This is a genomic window from Phosphitispora fastidiosa (assembly GCF_019008365.1).
Classification (GTDB): domain Bacteria; phylum Bacillota; class Thermincolia; order Thermincolales; family UBA2595; genus Phosphitispora; species Phosphitispora fastidiosa.
Genome location: NZ_JAHHUL010000019.1, coordinates 73,792 through 97,472, shown reverse-complemented (window position 1 = coordinate 97,472; position 23,681 = coordinate 73,792). Strand labels below are relative to the sequence as shown.

Here is a 23,681-nt window from a genome sequence, read left to right as displayed (position 1 = left end):
AATGATGCGCTGTATGAAATGACTACAGGCGAAATGGTAATTCTACATGTTTAAGCACCAAGGGTTTTGTGCTATAATTAGTTAAAGGGTTTAAAATTATGGAGGGCATTATAAATGTTAAACCTTAATCAAATAAAAACTGCGATAACTGAAGTAGCCGGTTCATATCCGGTAAAAACAGTTTCGTTGTTTGGTTCCTATGCAGAAGATACAGCTACCGAAAACAGTGATATTGATATCTTGGTTGAATTTTTGACACCAAGCATTTCTTTATTCACTCTTCTTGAATTGAAATTTGCAATTGAGGAAAAGTTGGGTAAAGACGTAGATGTTATTCATGCTCCACTTGACGAAAATGCTTTGATTAACCCAACCAAGGTGGTCAGAATCTATGAACAATAGAGATAAACAGATAATAATAAAAATATTATTAGAAATAGAAGTAATTGAACAATTGATTGCCGGCCTTGATGCCCTCGATTTTATTGCTGATGAAAGAACGAAACGCGCAGTATGTATGACCCTGATCAATATAGGGGAGCTTGTCAAGAATCTTACATATAATTTCAAGGCAGCAACTACTTCAGTCCCATGGAAAAGCATTGCTGGGATGAGGGATATTACAGCCCACAAATATCAAACTCTTAAAATGGGTGATGTGTGGCAGACGGTAAAGCACGACATTCCTGTTCTTAAAGCACAATTGGCAAGCCTTATTAAATAAACTCAGGAACGCTTTCAACTTTTAGCCCGGTTAATGGGCATTTTTTATTCATCCAGGGCATCGCTCATCTGTTTTATTGTAAGGGAGAGGCAGGTGTTTTCCCAAGGGCGAGTCTGACGTCAACCGGCCCGCAAGTCGCCGATAGGCGAGAGCGGAAGCCGGTTGAGTTGTAGCCGCCCGGGGAATACACCTGCCTCTTCCACTACTATAAAACAAATAAGGGCGCCTCATCTGAGACACCCCTGCCTTCTTATCCAATGGCAAATATCCTGACCTGATTCCGCCCGCCCTGTTTTGCTTCTGCCAGGGCTAGGTCAGCATGGCTGATCAGTTCACTCTTATTTCTGGAATCACCAGGATAATGCGATATTCCCTCACTGACAGTAAAAGTTACCTGTTTGCCGGCCGCCGTTTTGATTGTGGTATTTTCGATAATTCTTCTAATCTTTTCGGCAGTTTCCATAACCTGCAGCGGCTCAATCCCGGGGAAAATTACGGCAAACTCCTCGCCGCCATACCGGAAAACCGCATCTGTGTCCCGGACATTCTCCCGCACTATCCGGGCTACCTCTGATAACAGCTTATTCCCGGTCAAATGCCCATTAGACTCATTAAACTGTTTGAAATGGTCCACATCCAGCATCAGCAGGCTGACACTGCCTGCTTTGTTCTTTTTGAGTTCCTTGTCCAGCGCTATCTGAAAATACCTGTAGTTGTACAGCATTGTGAGTTCATCAGTAATAGCCAGTTGTTCCATCTCTTTGTTCATCTTTTCGATGATTTCTGTATAGCTCTGAAGCTGCTCATGGGAAGATGACAATTGGTGATAAGCAGTCTCCAGTTCAGAAGTTATTCTCATAGTACTGGCCTGCTGTTCCCTTAATACCCTGACAATGTAACCGACAATTGCCGCTATGAGGAAAAAGAATATAATATTGACCAATACAGCGGCATCACCAAAAGACTCTTTGATTGACCCCAACTGATTATACCTGAAAAACAGTGTCAGAGCGCTTCCGAAAAATGCGGTCAGGAGCGCATCGAGCATGCCACAGTATATTGTTGCCGCGAAAATTGGCAGCAGGAAAAAGCTAGGGTAAAAGATGCTCTGTATTCCTCCTGTAAACTCAATCCACAATACAGCTATTATCATGTTAATGCCAAGTGCAATAGTCTTTTTCAGCCAGTTGGGTTCTTCCTTAAACAATATAAATGGGACCAAAAACCCGTTAAAAATAACTGCCACGGCAAACAAGTAATAAATATAAGGAGTTTTTAACAGGCTTAAGTCATTAAAGGCCAGGATGGCAAAAGGCACACTGGCTACACCTGTGGTAATCCATAAATTTCTGTTGGTACTGCTGTCTCCGGTCATTAACCCTTCCCCCTGCACATATCAGCATTCGTTCCCAAAAACCCTTGTTCTTTGCTCCGGTTATGTTCCCTAAAGCCCTTCGGAAGTTTGTCGGTACATGGTAGTATTTCGCTAAAAAACGCAAATTTCCTTCATCCAAGCTGCTTTTTGTCATATTTTGCCCTAACACCGGTGAATGCCTGTTTAGCCGTTATCCACCAGTGCGTTGACAGGTACTTCAGACCAGACCGAGATCTTGTTTTTGCCGGTTTCTTTTGAATAATAAAGTGCCTTATCAGCCAATTCAATCAGGTCATTAGTACTTTCAGCATCCTGTGGGCAGGTGGCTACACCTATACTTACTGTAACATGTACCGGAGGATGGTCCTCCGAAACAGAAAAGTAGGTATCCTGGACTGCATGGAGGATTCTTTCGGCAACCACCCTGGCGCTGGCAGCATCAGTTTCCGGCAGGATAACAGCAAACTCTTCCCCCCCGTAACGGCTGACCACATCAAGCATCCGTGTACTTTTTTTAATCACCTGGGCCACAGTATACAGAGCATGATCTCCGGCACGGTGGCCATATTTATCATTGAATCTCTTGAAATAATCCAGGTCAAGCATAATGAAGGAAAAAACAGTACCATAGCGGCGGTATCTCTCCCTTTCTTCCTCCATCTTCTTATAAAAGTACCTGTGATTGTATACCCTGGTAAGGCCGTCCGTAATAGCCAGTTTTTCAATCTTTTTATAAAGCATCGCATTAGCCATAGCAACTGCAGCTTGACCACCCAAACTGCTCAATATCTGAACCTGCTTCTGCCCAAAGGCATATGGTTCCTTTTTACCAATGGCAATTACACCTATCAGTTTATTATCCATAGACAGCGGAATAATCAGGAGTGACCTGAGGAACTGATTTATCCCGGGAATACTCCTCAGCCTGCGGTCCCTTTTAGAGTCAAAAACAATTTCCGGCTGACCCGTTTTGGCAACCTGCCCTATCAGCCCTTCTTCCAAAGGATAGACAATACTCTTAAGCTTTTCTGCAAAGGGGCTCCTGATAGCTGCCGGGACCAGCAGTCGGTCTTCCTCCTCCCAGAGGTAAATTATACCCGTATGGTAATTAACCACCCTCTTGGTTTCAGAAAGAACCAAGCCCAGTGTTTTGGACAGTTCCAGGTTGGAGCCGAGGTTTTTGGCTACCTCGTAAAGAGCAGAGAGCTCCTTGTTAGCTGTCTCCAGGTTAATATAAAGTCTGAGCAGATATTTTAAAGTCAGTAGGGGAATAAATAGCAGCACCGCACCCAGAGTTCCCGTTTTCTCATAAATCATGGCCATCAAAACCCCTATCGGAGCCGCAAACAGGTACGTAAGGGAGTCCCATTTCATAGCTGATCTCCAGATATTCCACCTCTGCATCCGAAAGGATGGCCACAGAAACAGCGTAACCAGAAAATGATTTACAAAGAAATAGATCAGGACAAAAAGCGCCAGTGGAATAAAGTTAGGCGCCGATATCTTATCAACAACCTGCCCGCCTGTATATAAATACACTGTCGACGCAGCTACGGCAGAAATTGTATACTGTGCGCCATTGAAAAGTGTCGACCGGAAAAAACTGTCTTTGCTGATGATGCTGTTAGCAATAAAAGCGCTGAGGACACTTACCAGCACTGTTGTGGTTGCATCAAACCTGATAAAGGAGACAAAGACAACAGCAAACCCCAGAGAGAGACTTCCCTGGGGTACAGAGACTACGAACCATTCAGCCAGGACCCCGAGAACCACCAATACTGCATACTCTCTCCAGAGGTCAACATCCAGGGGCTTTGCCTTCAGCATGGCAGTAAGCATACCATATCCCAAAAAGATAATCAGCCATACATAAAGTCCGTGAAAAAAACTCTTTCTGGCCCCACTCATGGTCACACCCCCTGTTGCCATATTCGACATGCAGCATACTAATCCCTGCAAATTTGCCAAATAAAGACAAGCATTTGTAGGTATAGACAGGAGAGGTTCACTTTTTCAGCATTGCAGGCAAAATATTCAGGCAGTCATCTGTTGAGGTTCCCGTAGAACTAACTATACCTGCGGGTAATTCTACAACAAAGCGGGCCTGCCTGACATTGGGAGTAATTCTGAAAGGAGGCAGGTTTTCCGCCAGGTAAACTATCCTTCCGGAGGCATCAATAAACAGAATGTCAAGATTGAACTTCATAAAATGGGTGTGTACAGACCTGCAGGGGGTAATTACCAGGCAGTGTCCTTCCGGAAGTCGGTCCCTACCCAGAAGACCTTTCAGCCGGGTTAGCCACGTCCCGGCAATTTCCACCCGATTGGCGAGAGTAGTGTTTTTGGTAAGATTTACGAGTTGATCTGTCATTTAAAAGATATCCATTATCTGAATTGCAGCAGGACCGAGAACCACAATAAAAATTGTGGGAAAAATAAAGAGAATCAAAGGTATCAGCATTTTAATAGGTGCCTTCATTGCTTTTTCCTCTGCCCTCTGCCTTCTTTTTTGGCGCATCTGTTCCGACTGTAGCCGGAGCACATTACCAATACTAACCCCTAACTGGTCCGCCTGGATAATTGATCCGACAAATGCTACCATGTCATCAACCCCAGACCTGTTGCCTAAATCTCGCAGCGCGTCACGCCTTGGTTTGCCCATTTTTATCTCCTGTAACACCCTATTAAACTCCCGTGAAACTACCCCCTTAGTTTTTTCGACAACTTTTACCAGTGCAGCATCAAACCCCAGCCCCGCTTCCACACTTACGGTAAGCAAATCCAGTACATCAGGAAGGTTGTCCTGCACCTCTTCCCTTCTTCTGCCAGCACACATCTTCAGATAGTAATCGGGAAGAATTATACCTGACATGCAGGCCAAAGTCATGAACAGCAGAACCGTTCCCGGGCTCCAGCTCAAAGGCAGGGATACTAATAAAACAGCTATAGGTAACACAATTGTGAACCCATACTGGATAACCGCAAATTCACTTGGTGAAAGGTTTCCGGGGTTTCCGGCCATTACCAGCTTTTTTTGCAGGCTCACCTTTTTCTTGGTAGGTGTCAGTTTACCTATGTATGAGGACACTTTCAGCAAAAGAGGGCGGAAAATCCTCTCAATAAACGGCTTACTAAGTTCATCATTGAGTTGAGGCTTGCGGCGCATATTGCTGGCAATTTCCTGCATCCTACGGGTTATCGTAAAACGCTCCTGGTAAATTAACAAATATACCCCATAAATGGAGAGGAATACCGCGAGGAAACTAAAGCATAAAATCAGGTACTTCATTTAAGGCACCCCCTATTTATATCTTAATATCAACAGACTTTTTGATAAGAGCGATTCCTATGGTTTGTGAGATGGCACCTGCCACAAGCAGCCCCCAACCAATAGGATTGGTGAACAAAGTACCGATGTATGACGGATTTATTACAGAAAGAATAATTCCTATGGCAATAGGAAGAAATCCCACAACCATACCGGATATCCTTCCCTGGGCTGTGAGGGTTTTGATTTCACCTTTAATTCTTATGCGTTCTCTTATGGTGTGTGAAATACCCTGAAGCACCTCTGACAGATTTCCGCCGACCTGCCTCTGAATTAGGACCGCAGTGATAACCAGGTCCATATCCTCACTTTCTATTCTTTCGGTTATGTTTAGCAAAGCCTCCTCTGTCGGAGTTCCAAGGTTCATTTCTCTGAGTGCCCGGCTATATTCATCACTTATCGGTGACGGCATTTCCTTGGAAACCATTTCCATGGCTTGCATAAAACTAAAGCCTGCCCTCATGGAGTTTGCCATAACCACAAGAGAATCCCCTATCTGAGAATTGAATTTTTGGGCCCTTTTTGTTTTTGCCCGTTTAATAACATACCTTGGCAGAATAAACCCTACTACTGCTCCCAGCCAGCCGAAAATAATGTTCTGGGAAATGAGGCTAAATAAAAGTCCCATACCGGCCATAACCAGCACAATGATGAGGACAAATTCCTCCCCCCTGAGCGGGATATCTGCCTTAATAAGTTCAATTTCCACTTTTTTAGTAAATTGCTTGGCAGCAAATACCTTGCTGGCTTCCTTAAATGTCATCTTCCAGTCAAAATTACTTACCCGCTCTCTTAAACCTGTGTCCTGAGCCAGTTCACCTGTTTTAGCAGTGTAAGTTTTCATCCGGCTGCTTAACTCACGCTTACCGGTGGTAGCAGTGAGATAAACGCCATAAACCAGAAGCGATACAAACAGGAAGACCAACACTAATATTAGAGAAAGATACATAATGTTCCCTCCCGAAATTACCTTATATTTATAGCGGAGGCATCAAAAAAATATCATCAGGCAGCCTTATACCCGCGGTCTCCAGCTTATTAAGGAATTTAGGCCTGATACCCGTTGGCTTGAATCGCCCTATCAGTTTACCGTTTTCGTCAATGCCCTTCTGCTCATAAATAAAAATATCCTGCAACACAATGGTATCACTTTCAAGCCCCAAAACTTCAGTAATGTGAGTAATCTTCCTGGATCCGTCTTTCAGCCTGCTTTGCTGAACTATCATATCGACCGCTGAGGCCATCTGCTCCCTGATGGCTCTTACAGGAAGGTCCATCCCAGCCATTAAAACCATCGTTTCCAGCCTTGCCAGCATATCCCGCGGTGAATTGGCATGTCCTGTTGTCAGTGAACCGTCATGACCGGTATTCATAGCCTGGAGCATATCGAGGGCCTCACCACTCCGGACCTCTCCGACAACTATTCTATCAGGCCTCATCCTCAGGCAGTTTTTAACCAGATCCCTGATGGTCACGGCACCCTTACCTTCTATATTTGGCGGACGGGTTTCTAAGGTGATGACATGCTCCTGCCTAAGCTGGATTTCAGCTGCATCCTCACAGGTAACAATTCGCTCATCATTGGGAATAAAGGAAGACAACACGTTAAGTGTAGTTGTTTTTCCTGACCCGGTACCTCCTGATACCACTATATTAAGCCTGCCCTTAACACATACCTCCAGGAATTTTGCCATCTCAGGAGTAAGGGAGCCGAACCTGATCAAATCTTCGATTTTCAGCGGGTCTTTAGAAAACTTCCTTATAGTTATACTTGGCCCTTTTAAGGCGAGGGGCGGAATAATTGCATTAACACGAGAACCGTCAGGAAGCCGTGCATCAACCATAGGGGAACTTTCATCAACCCGCCTGCCAATAGGGGCAACAATCTTTTCAATAATGTGCATAACGTGTTCATTATCCCTGAAGGTCACTTCTGTCAAAACAAGCTTACCATTCCGCTCAATGTAAACCTGATTTGGACTGTTAACCATTACCTCTGATACAGTGGAGTCATCAAGAAGCGGGGTTATCGGACCTAGTCCGATAACCTCATCAATTATTTCTGAAATAATTTTAGTCCTGTCAGCCCTGGGAATATATGCAGCCTCCTGATCAAGCATGTCGTTGACAATGATATCAATAGTCTCCTTCAACTTTTTAGCGTCTTCTTCATCCTGACTATCTGCCTGCATCGCTTCATTGTCTAATTCCTCAATTACCCTTTTATGTATCTGAATTTTAAGTTCTCTATAAGGGTCCTGTTTGACGACTGCTGCCTTTGCAGACTTGTCGGCTTTTTCTATCCCCTCTCCGAGGGCAGTTTTTTCTTTTTCCAGCCGTTTTAACAGTGACATACCCTGACACCCCTTACTAAATTATGTAAAACAACACTATCCAAACAGTTTCCCAAACAGGCCTCTCCTTTTCTCCACATCAGGCACCTTCTGCAATTGGGGCTCACCCTGCATAACCATATGTGCCAATTCCCCAATGCTTTCAGAAATCCTGGCATGGGGGTTGGATATTACAAATGGGTTACCCTTGTTAACAGAACCAATAACTGTCCGCCCGTCACTGGGAACATGTGCAGCAACCTGAAGGCCAATACTTTCTTCCATATCTTCACACTTTATTCCGATATCGCTGGAGGACCGGTTCAAAATTAACTTGACCTTACCTTTCAGGTGCAGTGAGTCCAATACTTCGAGCCCTAGTTTGACATTCTTGATAGTTGGCAGATCCAATGAAATCAGAACCATAATCTGGTGGCTTAGGTCAAGAGCGGTAAGGGTTGTCTCGTGAAAAAACGACGGGGTATCAACTACAATATAATCATAAATTTGTTTGAGAGTACCAAGAATTTTTTCCACATGGCTTCCGGATATCAGTTCCGAATATTCGGGCCTGGTAGGACACGGCAGAACCCTTATACCCGTCGGATGTGTCACCAGATAACTTTCCATGAGCTCTGCATCCATTTGCCCGATATCCTGAATTAACTCGGTAATAGTCCTTTTAGGGACCACATTCAGCATTATGGCCACATCCCCAAACTGCAGGTCCAAATCAATTATAGCCACTTTTTTCCGGGTTTGCTCAGCCAGGCTTATGGCTAAATTGGTGGCTACGGTTGTCCTGCCTACACCGCCCTTGGTAGAGAAAACGGTAATTATCTGTGGGTCCCGCTGCATTTCCCTGACAATGGAAGGCTCACTTAGTTGGATTCGGCGTTTTTGTTCCAGTTCATATACTTTCCTGATAGTGTTAACCAGTTCATCGGTGCTAAAGGGTTTTACCATGTATTCACGCGCTCCGGCCACCATGGCCTTTTTCAGGTATTCCTGCTCCCCCTGAACCGACATAATGATAATTGCCGCCTTGGGGTACTTAAGGGAGATTTCCTCTGTAGCAGTTATTCCGTCCATTGCCGGCATATTAATATCCATTAACAGTATATCGGGATTAAGCTTACCTGTTTGCCTAATGGCTTCTTCTCCATCTGCAGCCTCTCCGACAATCATCATGTCCTTTTCAAAATAAAGCAGCCGTTTTATGTTTTCCCTGGTTTCTGTAACATCATCAACTATTAAGATTTTTATTGCCATCAGACTCGCCTCCGTTATTTGAGAAGTTCCAGTGAATCGATTGACGGCCTGTCTTCTACGCTATTATCCGCAGGCGCACGCAGTGTCAGATATAAATCTCCTTTAGATGCTATATGAGCTACCATCTGTGTTTTTTCAGCAGGTACAGCCAAAGTCACTGTTCCGGCAGAATCCGATTTACTGTCTTTTTCCTCCCCCTCGACATTTCCCGGGTCTCCAATATCGGTCCCTACAGCCAAAACCCCAACATTCTGAAGTATAACATGGGTCTTTGTTTCCCGCACAGTATTTACATTAGGGTCAACGCTAAAAATCTCCACTTCCACCGTACCAAGTACATCAACATAGTCTCCGGGTTTGAGTAATCCCCCGACACCTGTCTGTTCATTGATATCAATTGATATCGCCCGCATTCCAAGGGGAATAGAATAAGCCAAAGACTGCCGATTGCTATCCCTTCTGACAATTTTGGTCTGTAGTATCTGTTCTCCGGCCTCAATTTCAGCCCGCGCTGTCGAACCTACAACCTGAGATACATCATTGACCGCATAGCTATTGACATATTCTACCGGAATGTCTTTCACGGTAACCATATTAGCAGTAATCAGGGTCCTTTCCAGAATCCTGGCGCTGGCAACTGCCACAGCCCTGGTTTTTATATTGGTAGCTGCTTCCTGAACTGACTTCAAGTAGAAATTCAGTGCAACTGCAGTCAAAAGACCGCACAAGAGTGCCAGCAGCAAGACTTTCTTATTGGACATTCCTTTCCCTTCTTTCCAGCATAATAAAAATTTTTATTCCAGCAGCCTAACACTTTGCAACCCATATCCGTCGACGGAATCATCTGTCTCTGCAGATACTGTCTCAAAAATAAACCGGCCCACAACATCACCATTGTTGCCCTGGTGATTTTCCACTCCTTCCAGGAAAAAGGCGGCAAACCCCACCACCTCAACCCTTCTGTTGCCACCGCTCCCGGAATACTCTTCCACAATGGGCACATAAATTACCTTGGGGCAATCTGATGCGTGATTATTCCACGTACATGAAGGGACATGGGTACAGCTCTCAATACGCTCCTCAACACCGTCAGCGGTAGGCCCGGCCATGTTTCCCGGTTCAATATTAATAATATCCCCTATTGAAATTTCTCCGGGAAAACCCTGTGCAATCATATCTTCATATTCCCTGGCACCGCCACCACCGCCTGTAAAGTCAAGTGCGCCAAACCAGCCGCACCACCTGGCCCCGTCAGAATCCGGCCCACTGGCCCCTTCTTTTAATACATAAGGATCACCGTAATTAAATATCTGCTCTTTTACAGAAAAAGGGACCGCTCCGCGAAGACTCTTCACAGGAGCCACCTTGGCGCTGACCTCAGTACTTACCTGACGGGACTCATAACCAAAAACCTTCGCAAAGACAAGGCTAACGGTTTTACCAACAGAAACTGCGATAGTTTTTTTGTCGTCACTGATATCAACACTTAACTGTTCAGGATCGATGCCATTCTTGCCTGCATATTCTTCAGCTATCTCCTCTGCCATTATGGGATTAGCCGGCAGTTCCTGGGCCCCTGCCAGGGCGGCAGCATCTGCCGCCCTGACAAGGCGGTTGTGTTCCAGGTACATTACCCCGGTATCTACAGCCAGCCCGACAAAACCTAGCAGTACGGTAAAGGCAACAGCTATGATGACAACTACCTGTCCCTCTTCATTGTTAAAAAATCTGCTTATTAAGTTTTGCATTTTTGAACACCTCTTTTCATCTCACCAAATCTGATGAGGGCCCCAGCAAAAGAGGTTTGCCGAAACAATGATACATGGAACCCACAATCAACCAATAAGTTTGACGCTGTTTAAATACGATCCGGTAATAGAATCATCCGTTTCCCCAGATACCGTATAATTGACATATCTCACATAAACATCGTTTTCCAGCCCGTGCCCGACAACCTTCTCCAGGAAAACACTGGCAAAACCAACAATCTGGACACCTTCATTGGGAAGGACGCCAAGGTTACGATAAACAGGAATTAATACTATCCGTGGGCTGTCCGGATTGTAATCACTCCAAGATTCAATGATTTGGTCAATTCGCGTCTGAATACCTTCAATAGTAGGCCCGGTGGCATTTCCGGGAGCTTTCCCTACAATATCATTAATAGCCACCAAACCATCATAACCATTTAGAGCTGCCTCCTTATAGTCATCTTTTCCTGATTGACCCGGATATTCCATAATTCCTGTCCATCCTGTGCTTGGATTACCGACCTTAATAATATATTGGTGTCCATGTTCCAGAGGAAGCAAGCTTTCATCGATCCCAAGGGGAATCAGCCCACTTATTTTTGACACAGGAGAAATTTGGGCAGCGGCTGCTCCATCTACATTGGCCCTATCTAAACCTAACACTTTTGCAAAATGAAGTTGTACAGGTTTTTGTATCTTTACCGTAATTTCCCTGTTGTTGGGCGAAAAAGCAATAACAAGATTGTCAGGCTCATTAGCATTAATACTGTTTTTTTGAAGATACTCTGACACCCGGGCCGCAGCCTTTACAGTATCAGGCAGTTCCTGGGCACCCGCCAAAGCAGCGGCATCAGCTCCACGGGCCACCCTGGTGAATTCCAGATAAAGGAGCCCTCCATCAACCGCCAGCGCTACAAACCCCAGCAGCACTGTGAATATTATCGCAGAAATAACGACAACATTTCCATTTTCCCCGGTTATCATCCTTCTGAACATATCCATACCGTCACCCCTCCACTCGCATAGTTGTCTGGGAGGTAACAACAAAAGGGTCTCCTATAATCGGTCCAATTATTGGAGCAATTATATCCACTGGATATGACACAGTAACCTTAACGGCACTACCCCGTGGTCTTCCACTCAAGGTGGCCGGGGGATCAATTGCTATGCCCATGGAAGCAGTATCAAACTGATCAGCATTAGTACCGCTTTCCACAGCATTAACAATTTCCGTATCGGTTCCCCCTACAGCGCCTTCTCTGGCTCCTTCACGTGATAGATTTGTTACTATCATGTAGGTATTCAATATACGACCAAACTCTACAATACCAAAAATCAACATAAGAAGAATTGGCAGTACCAAAGCCATTTCTACAACGGCCTGGCCCCGCTGATTTCTACGAAAATCATGGAACCATAACATTTTCATCACCCCACCAGGTACGCTGCCAACGTACCAATTCCAATTGCTAAGCCGTATGGCAGGGATTCGTGGAATTCGGCTTTATCCAGGTTTTTCAGGGTATTCACTTTAAAAACACTGGTAACTAAGACTAAAAAACTTGTTCCGATACGTTTTAGTGTTGCAAACAACCTTTTCTGCTTAATCAATACACAGACAGCCAGAACCCCCCCTGCAATCCCGGTAGCCAAAAACGCCTTGCATACAAATACTGTTCCTTTCATTGCCCCTATGGCACCAAGCAGCTTTACATCCCCTGCCCCAAACCCGCCGAGCACAAAGGGAATAAAAAGCAAAGCCATACCTGCTCCCAGGCCCTTCAGGCTGAATAGGACACCACTGCTACCGTCATTCAGTAAATTAAGCAACAGCCCGGCAAGCACCCCGGACAATATTACTACATTGTAAATTTTTCGTTCCTTTAGGTCCGTGTAAACAGATATTATTACAATAGCTGCTACAGCAATATCTATCAGGTTGGTAACCTGAACTGTCAATGGCATCAACCCTTTTCGAAAACAGGCCCTACTTGCTGAAAAAGTAGGGCCTGTCATTTTTAATACACGTAACCATATCTTCTTTATGACCACTCCATCCCGGCAGCGGTACCATAGTAATATTTCACTTTGGGCCCATACCTTTACGTCACCGTTGAATAGAGGATGGGGCAGTGGATTGTCCACCGCCCCGGTACAAATTATCTTAAGGAGTCGGTGCAGTTCCGTTCAGGCCATCACTGATTGCTGTAAATTTTTCTATCAGAGTGTCGCCCATGGTAATTAAAACAGCGATAACACCAATTACAATTAGCGCCAAAATCAGTCCGTACTCGGTCATGCCTTGGCCTCTTTCTTCACTCCACAATCTTTTAACCATTGATAACATAATTATTACCTCCCTCAATTTTTTTTGATTTATTCCGTCCTTGTTTTAACCAAAACATAAAACCCTTCTCCACACTGCCTGTAGAGAAGGGTTGCTTTTTATACACTCCCCCCTTTGGCAGCCTGGCGATCATAGTGTTACCACCTTAGACCCATGGCTTTGCGCCGCCGTCTTTCAACGGCTTTGCCTTTTTCACTGAAGGTATCATTTTCAGTTTTATTTTAACACATTTCTACTAACTGTACATCGACCCTGGGTCTTATTTTTATATAGGACCGTGGTCCTATATAAACTCATTTTAGTACCCCCCAGTATCGACTCAACCGTTCTGATAATCAAACTGTAGTTTACCGAACTCGTCAAATTAAAACAATAAACAATATCACTGTGACACAAATCCATTACCTTTTTGGGGACACCTTTTTCTTCCCCACAGCAGGCAAAAAACCTTAGACCCGGGTAGTCCCTTGCCAGCCGTTCCAGAATCAGGCCGGTCTTATCGGCAGACCCAAAATCAAAAACCACAACCTCAATTGGAATAAGATAGCCGTATGCAAAAATTTCACGTACCAGGCCTTCGATAATGCCTTCCTGATTCCTCACCATCAATACCAAACTTGTCTTTTGAAAACCTTTACTGTTCCCTGACTTCTTGCACATCACCACCGTCCGTGTATAAATTGTGAAACAATATATAACAATTAACAGTACGGTTGCCCCAATTAACCAGCCAAGGTGCATTGTTTTCACCTCTCATAAGATTATTCCTCACACCATCTTATGAAAGAAAGGTCTCAGCCGCTAATCAGATAAGTGATAAACAGGGGCGTCCCCCTTTATTATTTTGGGAACCGAACTATTAAAGGCAGTGGAAAGAACAAAAACCTTTCTCCAAACTGCAGTCAAGAGAAAGGTATAGTTACCCCGGCTCTTTTTCGGCAGCTTGGCAGTCATAGTGTCAGACACCTTAGACCCATAGCTTTGCGTCACCGTCTTTCGGCGGTTTTGCTATTATCGACAGAGATGCTATATTAAATTCACACAACTAATTTATTTTATAATACTATATTTTACCAAACTTGTCCACACTTTTTTCTAATTTTTTCTTAGAAAATAATTTTCCTTCACTATAAATTTTTTTCACTATAAATTTATTTCACCCTGTTATTGCATTTGCCGCCTAAAGACTGACTAGCTTCAATTTAACTGCAGATATTACCGCCTGGGTCCTGTCTTCTACGTTCAGTTTCCTGAAGATGCTCGTAATATGATTTTTCACCGTTTTCTCACTGATAAAAAGGTGGCTGGCAATATCCTTGTTATGTACGCCGCTGGCAATGTATTTCAATATCTGCACCTCTCTCGCAGTAAGGCTGACATCCAGGCTGCCCCCCGGACACCGTGAAGCAAGGCCGCATGGCCCATAGTTCCGCTCTGCTTCACTGCTTTCCTGGCCCAGTTCCCTGCAGAGCATTGCCGTAATCCCCGGGTGGACCACCATCTCCCCTTTATACACTGCCTTAATGGTTGAGGCCAGGGCATCTGGATCAACATCCTTGAGTATATAGCCACTGACCCCCGCCCGGATAACCTCAACTACCTTTTGCTCGCTGTCTTCAACAGTAAGCGCAACCACCTTGATATCGGGGAACCTTTGTTTAATTTGCTTTGTAGCTTCAAGACCATCCATCCTAGGCATGTTAATATCCATGATGATAATGTGAGGGCTTAATTGTGCAGCTTTTTCGATGACCTCTTCTCCATCAGCCGCTTCACCGACAACATCAAGTGACGGGTCAAGCCTTATAACCTTGACAAGCCCCTGGCGGATTAGCGGATGGTCATCAGCAATCAGAACCCTGACCCGGTCCATATAACCTCCTCCTACCTGGCTACCGGAACTACAAAATAGACCTTTGTTCCCTTACCCAGTTTAGTCTCAAGCTTCATCTCCCCACCAAGAAGGTCGGTTCGCTCTCTCATACTAACCAGTCCAAAATTGTTTCCGGTCTGATTGGCGTGGTAATCATTCAGGTCAAAACCTATCCCGTTATCCTCAACAAATGCTCTCACCAGTTCATTATCCAATTCCACAACAACCTTCACTTTTGAGGCGTGGGCATGTTTTACAACATTGTTTAGGGCCTCCTGAATCAGGCGGAACAGGGCAATTTCCAAAACAGGTTCCAGCCTGGCCTCTTTCCCAAAAAAATTCATCTCTATATCTATATCGTTTTTTTCGCGAAAATCTTCAATATATCTTTTCAGAGCCGGAATCACACCCAAATCATCAAGAGCCATCGGGCGCAGGTCAAAAATGATTTTCCGCATATCCTGAAGGTTACTGCGCACAATACCCTTCAGCTCCTGCAACTCCTGGCTCACTTTGGCCGGCTCAACTTCCATCAGTTTTTCACAAAATTCCATCCGGAGGACAACATTCGCCATAGACTGAGCCGGACCGTCATGAATTTCCCTGGCAACCCGCTTGCGTTCCTCTTCCTGGGCCTTTACTATCTGCAGACCCATCTGCTGACGCTGCTGCAGGCTTTCCAGCTTAATATTTATATCTCTCAGGTTCCCCCCGATGAAATCCATGACAACGCCAACCTGTGAAACCATATTTTCAGCCTTTTCTGCCGTTTGCTGGAGATTTTGCCTGCTGGTTTCAAAGTCCTCCTTTTTGTGCAGCAGTTGGTCCCTCCGCTCTTTTAACAGGGTCAGCCTGACCTGCAGTTCCCTGACCTCCTCATAGGCAGCTTTAATCTCTGCCTCGGAATGCCTTTCAAAAGCTCCGGTAACCAGGGCTACCCGTTCCTGGACGATTCTTTCCTCTTTTTGAGCTGCTGCCAGTTCCGAATTAAGAGCCGCCAACTGGCTATTTGTTTCTGCCATGCTGTTCTTAATCCGCGAACATTCGCTGCGGGCATTTTCGGCCACGGCAAATAACTGTTCCCTGCCCGCACCCAAAGTCCTCATGGTCTCTTTTATTACTGTGTCAAGAGCCGTCAGCTCAAAAGGACTCCCACTGCCGCCAACATTAGTCATAATATACCTCCTTATAGCAAAATTCGATATATTTTTCTAAAATCCTGCAAACAGGAAGCCCTTCCCATGGTAAACTTAACTAAAAAAGAGGAGCCGTTACAGCCCCTCTCTGCTTACAACCCCAGCATTTCTCTGGTAGCAGTCTGTATTAGCTTCACCTTTGCCTCATTCTCTGTTTCCACATAAATTCTGAACAGAGGCTCTGTTCCTGAAGCTCTTATCAGAACCCAGCTGCCGTCCTCCAGGATAAACTTCTTCCCATCAACGGCCACAGTCCGGGTTACTGCTTTCCCGGCAATTTCCCTGGGAGCTAGTCCCTGTAAGGTTGTGAGTACTTTTTCCTTATTTTCCGCAGTTGTCCTGATATCCAGTCTCTGGCTAATGAGGATTCCAAACTCCTTTTCCAGCTTCTGCAATATCTCCCGCACCGGCAGCTTTTCCACCGCTACCAGCTCAGCAATCAGGGCAGCAGCCAGAATCCCGTCTTTTTCCGGAATGTGTCCGGTCATACTCATGCCGCCGCTTTCTTCGCCACCTAAAATACTGCCTCTCTTCATCATAGATTCACCGATATATTTAAAACCAACCGGAGTCTCGTCAACTTCAAGCCCGTAGTGAGCGGCTATTTTATCTAACATATGGGTAGTGGCCACAGATCGGGCAACCGGTCCCTTAAGCCCGCGGAAATTAATCAAGTGGTAATATAGGAGGTAGAGAACCTTGTTAGCAATTATGTATGTTCCATCACTGTCAATAATGCCAAAACGGTCGGCATCCCCGTCCATTGCCAGCCCCAAATCAGCCCCGGAAGAAACCACCCGGTCCCGGAGTTCAGTCAGAACGCTGGCAGAGGGCTCTGGCATAGAGCCCCCAAAAAGCGGGTCCCGGTAGCCGTGAATAACCTCCACCCGACAGCCGGCCTCTTCGAGAACCCGGGACAGGTATCCGATCCCCGCCCCATACATAGGGTCAACAATGACCTTAAGACCTGCCCGGCGAATAGCTTCCAGGTCAACTACCGTCTTCAGGTGTGCAATGTAGTCATCAAATGGATCTATATCGACAGCCAGTCCCTGCTGAACCGCTTTATCATAAGGTATTTCGGTAAATCTCCCTTTCCCGGTAACCATTTCGAGATGTCGTTCAATCTCGTCTGTGATATATGGCAGCGCAGGCCCCGCATACTCCGGAATAAATTTAATCCCATTATATTCCGGCGGGTTATGGCTGGCAGTAAGCATAACCGCCCCGGCAGCCTGAAGGTGTTTCACCGCAAAAGCAGTCACCGGAGTAGGTGTAGCCCTCCCGGTCATCCAGACTTTGACCCCATTTCCACATAACACCTCGGCAACTGCCCTGGCAAAGTGTTCTGAAAGGAACCTGTTATCATAACCGATAACCACACCGCGCCCGGACATCCCATGGCCGGACACATAATCCGCAATGGCCTGGGATACAAACTTGACATTCTCAAAGGTAAATTCCCTGGCGATAATCTCTCTCCAACCATCTGTTCCAAATTTGATTTTTGACATTACCTGTCCCCCTTATTTCGGAATTCCAAAAAACAGACCTTTATATTCTATTTCTGTATATGTACAAATATTTCCTTTTGGGGAACCAAAAGTTTCTTCCTGTTTATATTTACCCATTTTATATTGCTTATTTGATAATTGCTATACTCAACAATCATTATTCGTATCTGTGAAGCTGATTATGCCTGAAAGTCCATCCATTCCGCCATTCAACAAGAAAATTGACTTCGTCAAATTTATCTTCGATGTCAATTTTCTTGTTCAAAGGGGGCCAGCCCCCTATGACGTCGCTTCGCTCCTGTTACCCCCGGAGAATAGGGGGCATACCCCCTATAACCCCCATTATTAAGGAAATTATCCACAACCCTGCAAAACGGTAATTTCCTGTAGTACAAAAAAAGCAGGCATCAGCCCGCTTTCTATCATACTGTGTAACATTTTATGCTCTTAACATTATGCTCCGTAATTTGATTTATTCTCAGTTTCAATATATTGACGCTGTGCCCGGCGTCCCGCCCTTGTTCTGAGGACACCCACCCGGTTGGCGCCGATCAGCACCAGCAGGGTAATTCCGATAAATGCCGCAAAAGCCTGTTCACTGGTCATGAAGGTCATCATTACCGCACTGCCACCCAGCAAGCAGCTGACCAGGTAAATTGCCAGTACTGTCTGCCTGTGGGAAAGCCCGATTGCCAGCAGCCTGTGGTGTAAATGTTCCTTATCTGCTGAAAATATCGGCTGGTTGTTGATATATCTCCTGAGAATAGCGAACAGTGTGTCAAATATGGGAATCCCAAAAATTAAAACAGGGACAAATACTGAAAACATGGCAGCCTGTTTGGTCAGGCCAATTACAGACATGCCTGCCAGCATAAAACCTAAGAAAAGGCTCCCTGAATCCCCAAGGAATATTTTTGCCGGGTAAAAATTATACTTGAGGAAACCTATCACAGCGGCGCTTAAAATAACCGCAGGAAGTACTATCCACATCTGGCCATTGACCCATCCCACAACCGCCAGGGTCAGGGCTGCAATTGAAGCCAGGCCGCCGGCCAGGCCATCGAGGCCATCTATCAGATTGACGGCATTGGTTATCCCCACAATCCACAATATGGTTAACGGAATGCCGAAATTAATCCCGAAATGTGTCAGGCTAAAAGTGCCGCCCCATGGATTTGTGATGAAGTCAACCTGAATCCCGAAAGCCACCAGCACAGCTGCTGCAATAATCTGTCCCAAAAGCTTAACCCTTGGCGAAATATCCTTGATATCATCAACCAATCCCAGCAGCATTATCAGAGTTCCGCCGATAAGCAGCCCCTTCATGGAATCGGTTAGATCTCCCATGATAAGTACCGTAACAGTAAAAGCAAGATATACTGCCAGCCCTCCCATACGCGGCATCAACCTCGAGTGAACCTTCCTGGCATCAGGCCGGTCTACTGCGCCAAGCCGAAATGCCAGTTTCCGGATAACAGGGGTAACCGCCAGGGAAATCAGAAACGCAATTATAAAGCCTTGATACAGCCCCGCCATTATGAGTCTCCTCTCCGGTACAGTTTGTTTATCTCTCTATTTGTCCAAAACCACAAAGCAAACAGACAAGGTGATGTCCCGTCTATTTTTATGCGGGAATTCTGTAAAAAATCATAAATCCTTGTCCCCTAATTAAAAATTTTATCATAAGTCATTGCAGATGTCACCAAAAAAAACAAAATTTTGTCTTCCGGCATACTAAATTACTGGCCTATGGCGAACATAAACTCCGCCTCTGCTGCCAACTCATCTTCAACCACAGCCCTTGCTTTTGCTTTTCCGATTTTCCCCCGCAGCTTAATAACCTCTACCTCAATAATAAGCCTGTCCCCCGGAATGACCTGGCGGCGGAACCTGGCATTATCAATACCCGCAAAGAACGCCACCTTCCCTTTATACTCCGGTTTGCTCAGTATCCATACCGCTCCCACCTGGGCCATGGCCTCAATAATTAGCACTCCGGGCATGACCGGATAACCGGGAAAGTGCCCCTGAAAAAAAGATTCGTTGGCGCTGACATTTTTAAGCCCCACAATTTTATTGTCGTTCGTTTCCAGTATTCTGTCCACAAGCAAAAACGGATAACGGTGGGGCAAAATTTCCTGAATTTCTTTGATATCAAGCACAGACGCAACCTCCAGACAATTTAAATTGATAAATAGATTTATATTATTAATTCTACATTTAAAAATAATATCCTCTAATGGTAATGATCAGGTCATGCCTGCCCCCTGACCTTTTTATACATTCCTCTGAGTATATCCATAGCTTCCCTTATTTCCGGTACTTTCAGGATCACCAATGCAGCAATATAGACCAAAAGCCCGCAAACTACCGAACTCCCTACCTGAATCATTCTCCCCACTCCTGTAGTTATGTCAACCCTTAAACCTATAATACCACTGCAAAAATACGTTAAAACACCCATGACAGCTGATGCTGCTGCCAGTTTAACCAGCAGGACAGCAAGGCTTTTGCCCTGCAGTTCTCCTAGCTTGCCTGACAGGAGGATGTAGAGAGCTGCTGCCTCAGCCAGGGCAGTAAGGACCGCACCCAAGGCCAGGCCTCCAAGACCCATGAATCTGACCAGTAGAAAATCCAACGCCACATTCAAGATAAATGCAACTACAGTAATGATAACAGGGATAAGCGTATTCTGCAGTGAATAAAAACCCCTCCGGAAGATATCCCTGACTGAAAAAGGCAGCAGAGCAAGAGCATACAGTGACAGTGCATATGCAGTCGGCACTGTGTCACCGGCATCAAAGGCCCCCCGTTCAAAAAGCAGCCTTACTATTGGAACACTTAACGCTATCAAGCCGGCACAGGCTGGCAGCATAATCAGGGATAGGACTTTCACACCCTTGACCAGTGTTTCCCTGAGCCTGTCCAGCCTGTTTTGGGCTGCAAAGGCTGACAAAGCAGGAAAAAGCGGCACACTAACCGCCATCAGAAACAATCCCAGGGGCAGCTGCATCAGCCTGAAGGCATAGTTCAAAGCAGAAATACTGCCTGTATCAAGTCCTGAAGCCAGACCGCGCTCAACCATCAATATTAACGAAGGAGCCATTGAGGCTGCCAGAACCGGAAGCATCAGTTTAAAGACTCTGACTACTCCGGGATGGTCAAGAGCAAATTCCAGCCGGTAACGAAAACCCTTCTTATACATTACCGGAACCTGCAGCAGAAACTGGCAGGCAAACCCGGCCATGGTTCCCACGGCCAGTCCCCTGATACCCATAACCGGGCCTAAAATAACAGCCGAAGCTATAATTACCACACTTGTTATCATTGGTCCCAGCGCCGGAAAAAGAAAATGCTGGTGGGAATTAAGAAACCCTGAGGCAACACCCATCAGGCTGACAAAAATTAGCGCCGGAAACATGATCCTAATCATTTCTGCCGTCAGAGGGATACTTTCACCCTCAAAACCGGGGGCCAGCAATTTCACCAACAGAGGGGCATATGCCATCGCTGCTGCAACCAACAACAACAGAATTACAGCTAGCACATTTATCAGAGTACTGGCAATTTTGTTGGCATCATCTCTTTTATCCTGGACCAGATAACTGTTCAAAACCGGAATAAATCCCGCACTGGTCCCGGCAGAAATTGCCATGGCTATGCCACTGGGAACAGCAAAAGCTACCAGATAAGCATCAGTCTCCCAGGTAAGACCGAAGTGATTAGCAATAACCATCTCCCTGAAGAACCCGAACAGACGGCTCAACAGTGTTGCTGCCATCACTACCAAAGCTCCCTTTGCTATCGACTTCCCTGTAATCATATATTCAGCCCGCTTCCAGTCTCAGTCATTTTCTGGTAAAGGGCTGCTGTATCTGCGCCCATTTTTTCAGCCGTAAATTTCGCCTCAATGGTAAGCCTGGCTGCGGCAGCTAACTGTGATGCCAGTTCTCTGTTCCCGACCAGGGTCTTGATGCCCTGGGCCAGGGCCTCGGAGTCTCCGGGAGGAACCAAGAGCCCGTCCTGCCCTGAGGTGACCACCTCAGGAATGCCCCCGACCCGGGTTGCCAAGACCGGTTTCTGCATTGCCATAGCCTCCATGACAATAAGTCCCAAGCCTTCAGATTGAGACGACAATACCAGAAAATCCAGGGCCGCAATAACTTCAGGAACATCTGAGCGAAACCCGGTAAATATCACTTTATCCTTAATTCCCAGCCCTTCGGCTGCCTGTTCAAGCCTCTGGCGCTCTAACCCGGAACCCACAACTAACAGCGCCAGATCCGGAAAATCCGGGGCCACCCTCGCCATGGCTTCCAGGAGGCTGTCATGCCCTTTTACCGGGTGCAGCCTGGCAATAATACCCGCAACTGTCTGGTCCGGACTCAAGCCCAGTTCTTCCCTTACTGTTTGGCCTGACAACAGAGGATTGTATTGGCCGAGTTCCAGCCCATTATACACAGTTGTAATCCTGTCCCCCGGAATACCTTCCCTTACCAGTTGTTCCCGGAGCATTTCACTAACCGCAATAAACCTGGATGTAAACCGCCTGGTAAGGTTTTCACACAACGTGTTCACAAACCTGTCCAAACGCCTTGGGTAATCAAAGTGCAGGACACTGTGGACAGTTGTCACCACCCGGCTGACCCCGGCACGTCTGGCTGCCAGGCGCCCAATCAGATTAGCGCGGACCCCGTGGGTATGTACAATAGAAAAGCCCTCCCTTCTAATTAGAGAGGCTATCTCATTGATAGGCGACAGATCAAATTTGCTCTGCATCGGAAAAACATGAGCCGGAAAACCCTCATTTACAACCAGTGGCGCCAGAGGCCCCGAAAAAAAGCAGGCGGCATGCAGCTCAAATTCTGCAGGATTTACGTGCCTCATCAGGGTGAGCAGGTGCTGTTCCGCACCTCCGAACTCACCACCACCGATTATATGCAGTACCTTAGTCCGCCCCATCTGCCTACCCCCTGCCCATGCTGTCCGGTCTCCAAAAAGCCAGTGTCCTTCGCAGACCCTCTTCAAGTGAAAACTGCGGCTGCCATTCCAGGGCCGCAACCGTATTCTTAATATCCATGCACATATGCCTGATGTCGCCTTCACGCTCAGCGCTATAGACAGGAGCGGAAGCAACCCCGGCTATTCCTGACATCGTGTCGTACAGCTTATTAACCGAGACCCGCAGTCCGGTACCCACATTTAGGGTTAACCCGTCTCCCCTGCTCAGGGCCTTAACATTAGCCTGGGCAATATCACCCACATAAATAAAATCCCTGGTCTGCTCCCCGTCACCGTGAATACAAAGTTTTTCACCACTAAACAGCCCGCCTGCAAATATGGAGACAACGCCGCCCTCACCTGAGGCCCCCTGCCTGGGTCCAAACACATTGGCATAACGAAGCACTGTATATTTAAGTCCATATAGCCTGCCAAATACCCTCAGATAATATTCAGGAGTCAGTTTGGAAATTCCATAAAAGGACATAGGTATCAGGGGATCTGTTTCGGAAACGGTAATGCCCGGCGGATTCCCGTACACAGCTGCAGATGATGCATATACCACCTTCTTCACCCCGTAGGTCCTGCAGTTTTCCAGGATATTTACTGAACCGGCCGCATTTATCAGACAATCTTTCACCGGATTGTCGAGAGACCCGGGGACACTTACCTGTGCAGCCAGGTGAATGACATATTCAGGCCTGTGGCGCTGAAAAACCTCAGAGACCTTTTCTGAGGCAATATCCATGGTAACAAGCTCAGCCCGGGGATGAAGATTTTCTTTTGCTCCGGTTGACAGATTATCAAGCACCACAACATCTGCCCCATCGCTAATCAATTTATCCACCGTATGGGAACCAATAAAACCGGCCCCGCCTGTGACCAGCACTTTCAAGGTCTTCATCCTTTCTCAGGGTCTCATCTCCCCTATTACTATATTTTATCAGTTAGAAATAGGTTTAACAAG

24 protein-coding genes and 2 riboswitches are annotated in these 23,681 nt (G+C 46.0%); of the genes, 2 read left to right on the top strand and 22 right to left on the bottom strand.

Annotation, left to right across the window (positions count from 1 at the left end):
• The first annotated feature begins 114 nt into the window (after positions 1-114).
• Together Ga0451573_RS15695 and Ga0451573_RS15690 are read left to right on the top strand one after the other, a co-directional pair.
• Positions 115-402: a nucleotidyltransferase family protein gene (locus Ga0451573_RS15695; protein WP_231685100.1), complete on the top strand. Its 288-nt coding sequence runs from the start codon at positions 115-117 to the stop codon at positions 400-402.
• Complete coding sequence (locus tag Ga0451573_RS15690) at positions 392-724, top strand: HepT-like ribonuclease domain-containing protein (protein WP_231685099.1); 333 nt, start codon at positions 392-394, stop codon at positions 722-724. The genes Ga0451573_RS15695 and Ga0451573_RS15690 overlap by 11 nt, the downstream gene beginning before the upstream one ends.
• A gap of 250 nt (positions 725-974) precedes the next feature.
• On the opposite strand, the gene Ga0451573_RS15685 is transcribed toward Ga0451573_RS15690, so the two are convergent.
• From Ga0451573_RS15685 to Ga0451573_RS15580, 22 genes are all read right to left on the bottom strand, one after another.
• Positions 975-2,099 (bottom strand): GGDEF domain-containing protein, encoded by a 1,125-nt coding sequence (locus tag Ga0451573_RS15685; RefSeq protein WP_231685098.1) that lies wholly within the window; start codon positions 2,097-2,099, stop codon positions 975-977.
• A gap of 183 nt (positions 2,100-2,282) precedes the next feature.
• Entirely contained in the window at positions 2,283-4,007 is a 1,725-nt protein-coding gene (locus Ga0451573_RS15680) for a sensor domain-containing diguanylate cyclase (protein ID WP_231685096.1), read from the bottom strand.
• 97 nt (positions 4,008-4,104) lie between these two features.
• Positions 4,105-4,470, bottom strand: coding sequence for a DUF192 domain-containing protein (locus tag Ga0451573_RS15675; protein WP_231685095.1), 366 nt, complete (start codon positions 4,468-4,470; stop codon positions 4,105-4,107).
• Positions 4,471-5,388, bottom strand: coding sequence for a type II secretion system F family protein (locus tag Ga0451573_RS15670; protein ID WP_231685094.1), 918 nt, complete (start codon positions 5,386-5,388; stop codon positions 4,471-4,473). It lies immediately after the preceding gene.
• 16 nt (positions 5,389-5,404) lie between these two features.
• A complete protein-coding gene (locus tag Ga0451573_RS15665) occupies positions 5,405-6,376 on the bottom strand; it encodes a type II secretion system F family protein (protein ID WP_231685093.1) in 972 nt (323 codons plus the stop codon).
• A gap of 28 nt (positions 6,377-6,404) precedes the next feature.
• Positions 6,405-7,781 (bottom strand): TadA family conjugal transfer-associated ATPase, encoded by a 1,377-nt coding sequence (locus Ga0451573_RS15660; RefSeq protein WP_231685092.1) that lies wholly within the window; start codon positions 7,779-7,781, stop codon positions 6,405-6,407.
• Positions 7,782-7,817: 36 nt separating this feature from the next.
• Positions 7,818-9,032 carry a CpaE/TadZ family protein gene (locus tag Ga0451573_RS15655; RefSeq protein WP_231685091.1) on the bottom strand — a complete coding sequence of 405 codons (1,215 nt, stop codon included), beginning with the start codon at positions 9,030-9,032 and terminating at the stop codon, positions 7,818-7,820.
• A 14-nt stretch (positions 9,033-9,046) separates the two neighbouring features.
• Positions 9,047-9,793 (bottom strand): Flp pilus assembly protein CpaB, encoded by a 747-nt coding sequence (gene cpaB / locus Ga0451573_RS15650; protein ID WP_231685090.1) that lies wholly within the window; start codon positions 9,791-9,793, stop codon positions 9,047-9,049.
• A gap of 33 nt (positions 9,794-9,826) precedes the next feature.
• Positions 9,827-10,780 carry a pilus assembly protein TadG-related protein gene (locus Ga0451573_RS15645; protein ID WP_231685087.1) on the bottom strand — a complete coding sequence of 318 codons (954 nt, stop codon included), beginning with the start codon at positions 10,778-10,780 and terminating at the stop codon, positions 9,827-9,829.
• An 87-nt stretch (positions 10,781-10,867) separates the two neighbouring features.
• Positions 10,868-11,785, bottom strand: a complete 918-nt coding sequence (locus Ga0451573_RS15640) for a pilus assembly protein TadG-related protein (protein ID WP_231685085.1) — start codon at positions 11,783-11,785, stop codon at positions 10,868-10,870.
• A 4-nt stretch (positions 11,786-11,789) separates the two neighbouring features.
• On the bottom strand, positions 11,790-12,206 hold the full coding sequence (locus Ga0451573_RS15635; protein ID WP_231685084.1) for a TadE/TadG family type IV pilus assembly protein: 417 nt from the start codon (positions 12,204-12,206) through the stop codon (positions 11,790-11,792).
• 5 nt (positions 12,207-12,211) lie between these two features.
• Complete coding sequence (locus Ga0451573_RS15630) at positions 12,212-12,742, bottom strand: A24 family peptidase (protein WP_231685083.1); 531 nt, start codon at positions 12,740-12,742, stop codon at positions 12,212-12,214.
• 205 nt (positions 12,743-12,947) lie between these two features.
• Positions 12,948-13,130, bottom strand: coding sequence for a Flp family type IVb pilin (locus Ga0451573_RS15625; protein WP_231685082.1), 183 nt, complete (start codon positions 13,128-13,130; stop codon positions 12,948-12,950).
• 113 nt (positions 13,131-13,243) lie between these two features.
• A riboswitch (cyclic di-GMP riboswitch) is annotated at positions 13,244-13,328 on the bottom strand.
• Positions 13,329-13,346: 18 nt separating this feature from the next.
• Positions 13,347-13,871, bottom strand: a complete 525-nt coding sequence (locus Ga0451573_RS15620; protein WP_231685080.1) for a glycosyltransferase family protein — start codon at positions 13,869-13,871, stop codon at positions 13,347-13,349.
• A 193-nt stretch (positions 13,872-14,064) separates the two neighbouring features.
• Positions 14,065-14,150: riboswitch (cyclic di-GMP riboswitch) on the bottom strand.
• A 160-nt stretch (positions 14,151-14,310) separates the two neighbouring features.
• Positions 14,311-15,003, bottom strand: a complete 693-nt coding sequence (locus Ga0451573_RS15615; RefSeq protein ID WP_231685079.1) for a response regulator — start codon at positions 15,001-15,003, stop codon at positions 14,311-14,313.
• An 11-nt stretch (positions 15,004-15,014) separates the two neighbouring features.
• Positions 15,015-16,178 carry a sensor histidine kinase gene (locus tag Ga0451573_RS15610; protein WP_231685078.1) on the bottom strand — a complete coding sequence of 388 codons (1,164 nt, stop codon included), beginning with the start codon at positions 16,176-16,178 and terminating at the stop codon, positions 15,015-15,017.
• Positions 16,179-16,291: 113 nt separating this feature from the next.
• A complete protein-coding gene (locus tag Ga0451573_RS15605) occupies positions 16,292-17,713 on the bottom strand; it encodes a phosphoglucomutase/phosphomannomutase family protein (RefSeq protein ID WP_231685077.1) in 1,422 nt (473 codons plus the stop codon).
• A 453-nt stretch (positions 17,714-18,166) separates the two neighbouring features.
• The gene (locus tag Ga0451573_RS15600) at positions 18,167-19,249 is read right to left on the bottom strand and encodes a glycosyltransferase family 4 protein (protein ID WP_231685076.1); all 1,083 of its coding nucleotides are present in this window, start codon (positions 19,247-19,249) and stop codon (positions 18,167-18,169) included.
• A gap of 203 nt (positions 19,250-19,452) precedes the next feature.
• Complete coding sequence (gene fabZ, locus Ga0451573_RS15595; protein WP_231685075.1) at positions 19,453-19,875, bottom strand: 3-hydroxyacyl-ACP dehydratase FabZ; 423 nt, start codon at positions 19,873-19,875, stop codon at positions 19,453-19,455.
• 92 nt (positions 19,876-19,967) lie between these two features.
• Positions 19,968-21,536 carry a murein biosynthesis integral membrane protein MurJ gene (gene murJ, locus Ga0451573_RS15590; protein WP_231685073.1) on the bottom strand — a complete coding sequence of 523 codons (1,569 nt, stop codon included), beginning with the start codon at positions 21,534-21,536 and terminating at the stop codon, positions 19,968-19,970.
• Positions 21,533-22,675: a glycosyltransferase gene (locus Ga0451573_RS15585; protein WP_231685072.1), complete on the bottom strand. Its 1,143-nt coding sequence runs from the start codon at positions 22,673-22,675 to the stop codon at positions 21,533-21,535. The genes murJ and Ga0451573_RS15585 overlap by 4 nt, the downstream gene beginning before the upstream one ends.
• Before the next feature lie 4 nt (positions 22,676-22,679).
• Positions 22,680-23,603 (bottom strand): NAD-dependent epimerase/dehydratase family protein, encoded by a 924-nt coding sequence (locus Ga0451573_RS15580; RefSeq protein WP_331459433.1) that lies wholly within the window; start codon positions 23,601-23,603, stop codon positions 22,680-22,682.
• Positions 23,604-23,681 lie beyond the last annotated feature (78 nt).

Bases quoted from the DNA above. Each gene is read 5' to 3' on its own strand.
- Ga0451573_RS15600 (WP_231685076.1), bottom strand. From the start codon at position 19,249: ATGGCGGGGCTGTATCAAGGCTTTATAATTGCGTTTCTGATTTCCCTG.
- Ga0451573_RS15620 (WP_231685080.1), bottom strand. From the start codon at position 13,871: ATGCACCTTGGCTGGTTAATTGGGGCAACCGTACTGTTAATTGTTATA.
- Ga0451573_RS15685 (WP_231685098.1), bottom strand. From the start codon at position 2,099: ATGACCGGAGACAGCAGTACCAACAGAAATTTATGGATTACCACAGGT.
- Ga0451573_RS15635 (WP_231685084.1), bottom strand. From the start codon at position 12,206: ATGTTATGGTTCCATGATTTTCGTAGAAATCAGCGGGGCCAGGCCGTT.
- Ga0451573_RS15655 (WP_231685091.1), bottom strand. From the start codon at position 9,032: ATGGCAATAAAAATCTTAATAGTTGATGATGTTACAGAAACCAGGGAA.
- Ga0451573_RS15625 (WP_231685082.1), bottom strand. From the start codon at position 13,130: ATGTTATCAATGGTTAAAAGATTGTGGAGTGAAGAAAGAGGCCAAGGC.
- Ga0451573_RS15640 (WP_231685085.1), bottom strand. From the start codon at position 11,785: ATGGATATGTTCAGAAGGATGATAACCGGGGAAAATGGAAATGTTGTC.
- Ga0451573_RS15695 (WP_231685100.1), top strand. From the start codon at position 115: ATGTTAAACCTTAATCAAATAAAAACTGCGATAACTGAAGTAGCCGGT.
- cpaB (WP_231685090.1), bottom strand. From the start codon at position 9,793: ATGTCCAATAAGAAAGTCTTGCTGCTGGCACTCTTGTGCGGTCTTTTG.
- Ga0451573_RS15610 (WP_231685078.1), bottom strand. From the start codon at position 16,178: ATGACTAATGTTGGCGGCAGTGGGAGTCCTTTTGAGCTGACGGCTCTT.
- Ga0451573_RS15690 (WP_231685099.1), top strand. From the start codon at position 392: ATGAACAATAGAGATAAACAGATAATAATAAAAATATTATTAGAAATA.
- Ga0451573_RS15615 (WP_231685079.1), bottom strand. From the start codon at position 15,003: ATGGACCGGGTCAGGGTTCTGATTGCTGATGACCATCCGCTAATCCGC.
- Ga0451573_RS15660 (WP_231685092.1), bottom strand. From the start codon at position 7,781: ATGTCACTGTTAAAACGGCTGGAAAAAGAAAAAACTGCCCTCGGAGAG.
- Ga0451573_RS15670 (WP_231685094.1), bottom strand. From the start codon at position 5,388: ATGAAGTACCTGATTTTATGCTTTAGTTTCCTCGCGGTATTCCTCTCC.
- murJ (WP_231685073.1), bottom strand. From the start codon at position 21,536: ATGATTACAGGGAAGTCGATAGCAAAGGGAGCTTTGGTAGTGATGGCA.
- Ga0451573_RS15675 (WP_231685095.1), bottom strand. From the start codon at position 4,470: ATGACAGATCAACTCGTAAATCTTACCAAAAACACTACTCTCGCCAAT.
- Ga0451573_RS15585 (WP_231685072.1), bottom strand. From the start codon at position 22,675: ATGGGGCGGACTAAGGTACTGCATATAATCGGTGGTGGTGAGTTCGGA.
- Ga0451573_RS15665 (WP_231685093.1), bottom strand. From the start codon at position 6,376: ATGTATCTTTCTCTAATATTAGTGTTGGTCTTCCTGTTTGTATCGCTT.
- Ga0451573_RS15680 (WP_231685096.1), bottom strand. From the start codon at position 4,007: ATGAGTGGGGCCAGAAAGAGTTTTTTTCACGGACTTTATGTATGGCTG.
- Ga0451573_RS15605 (WP_231685077.1), bottom strand. From the start codon at position 17,713: ATGTCAAAAATCAAATTTGGAACAGATGGTTGGAGAGAGATTATCGCC.
- Ga0451573_RS15645 (WP_231685087.1), bottom strand. From the start codon at position 10,780: ATGCAAAACTTAATAAGCAGATTTTTTAACAATGAAGAGGGACAGGTA.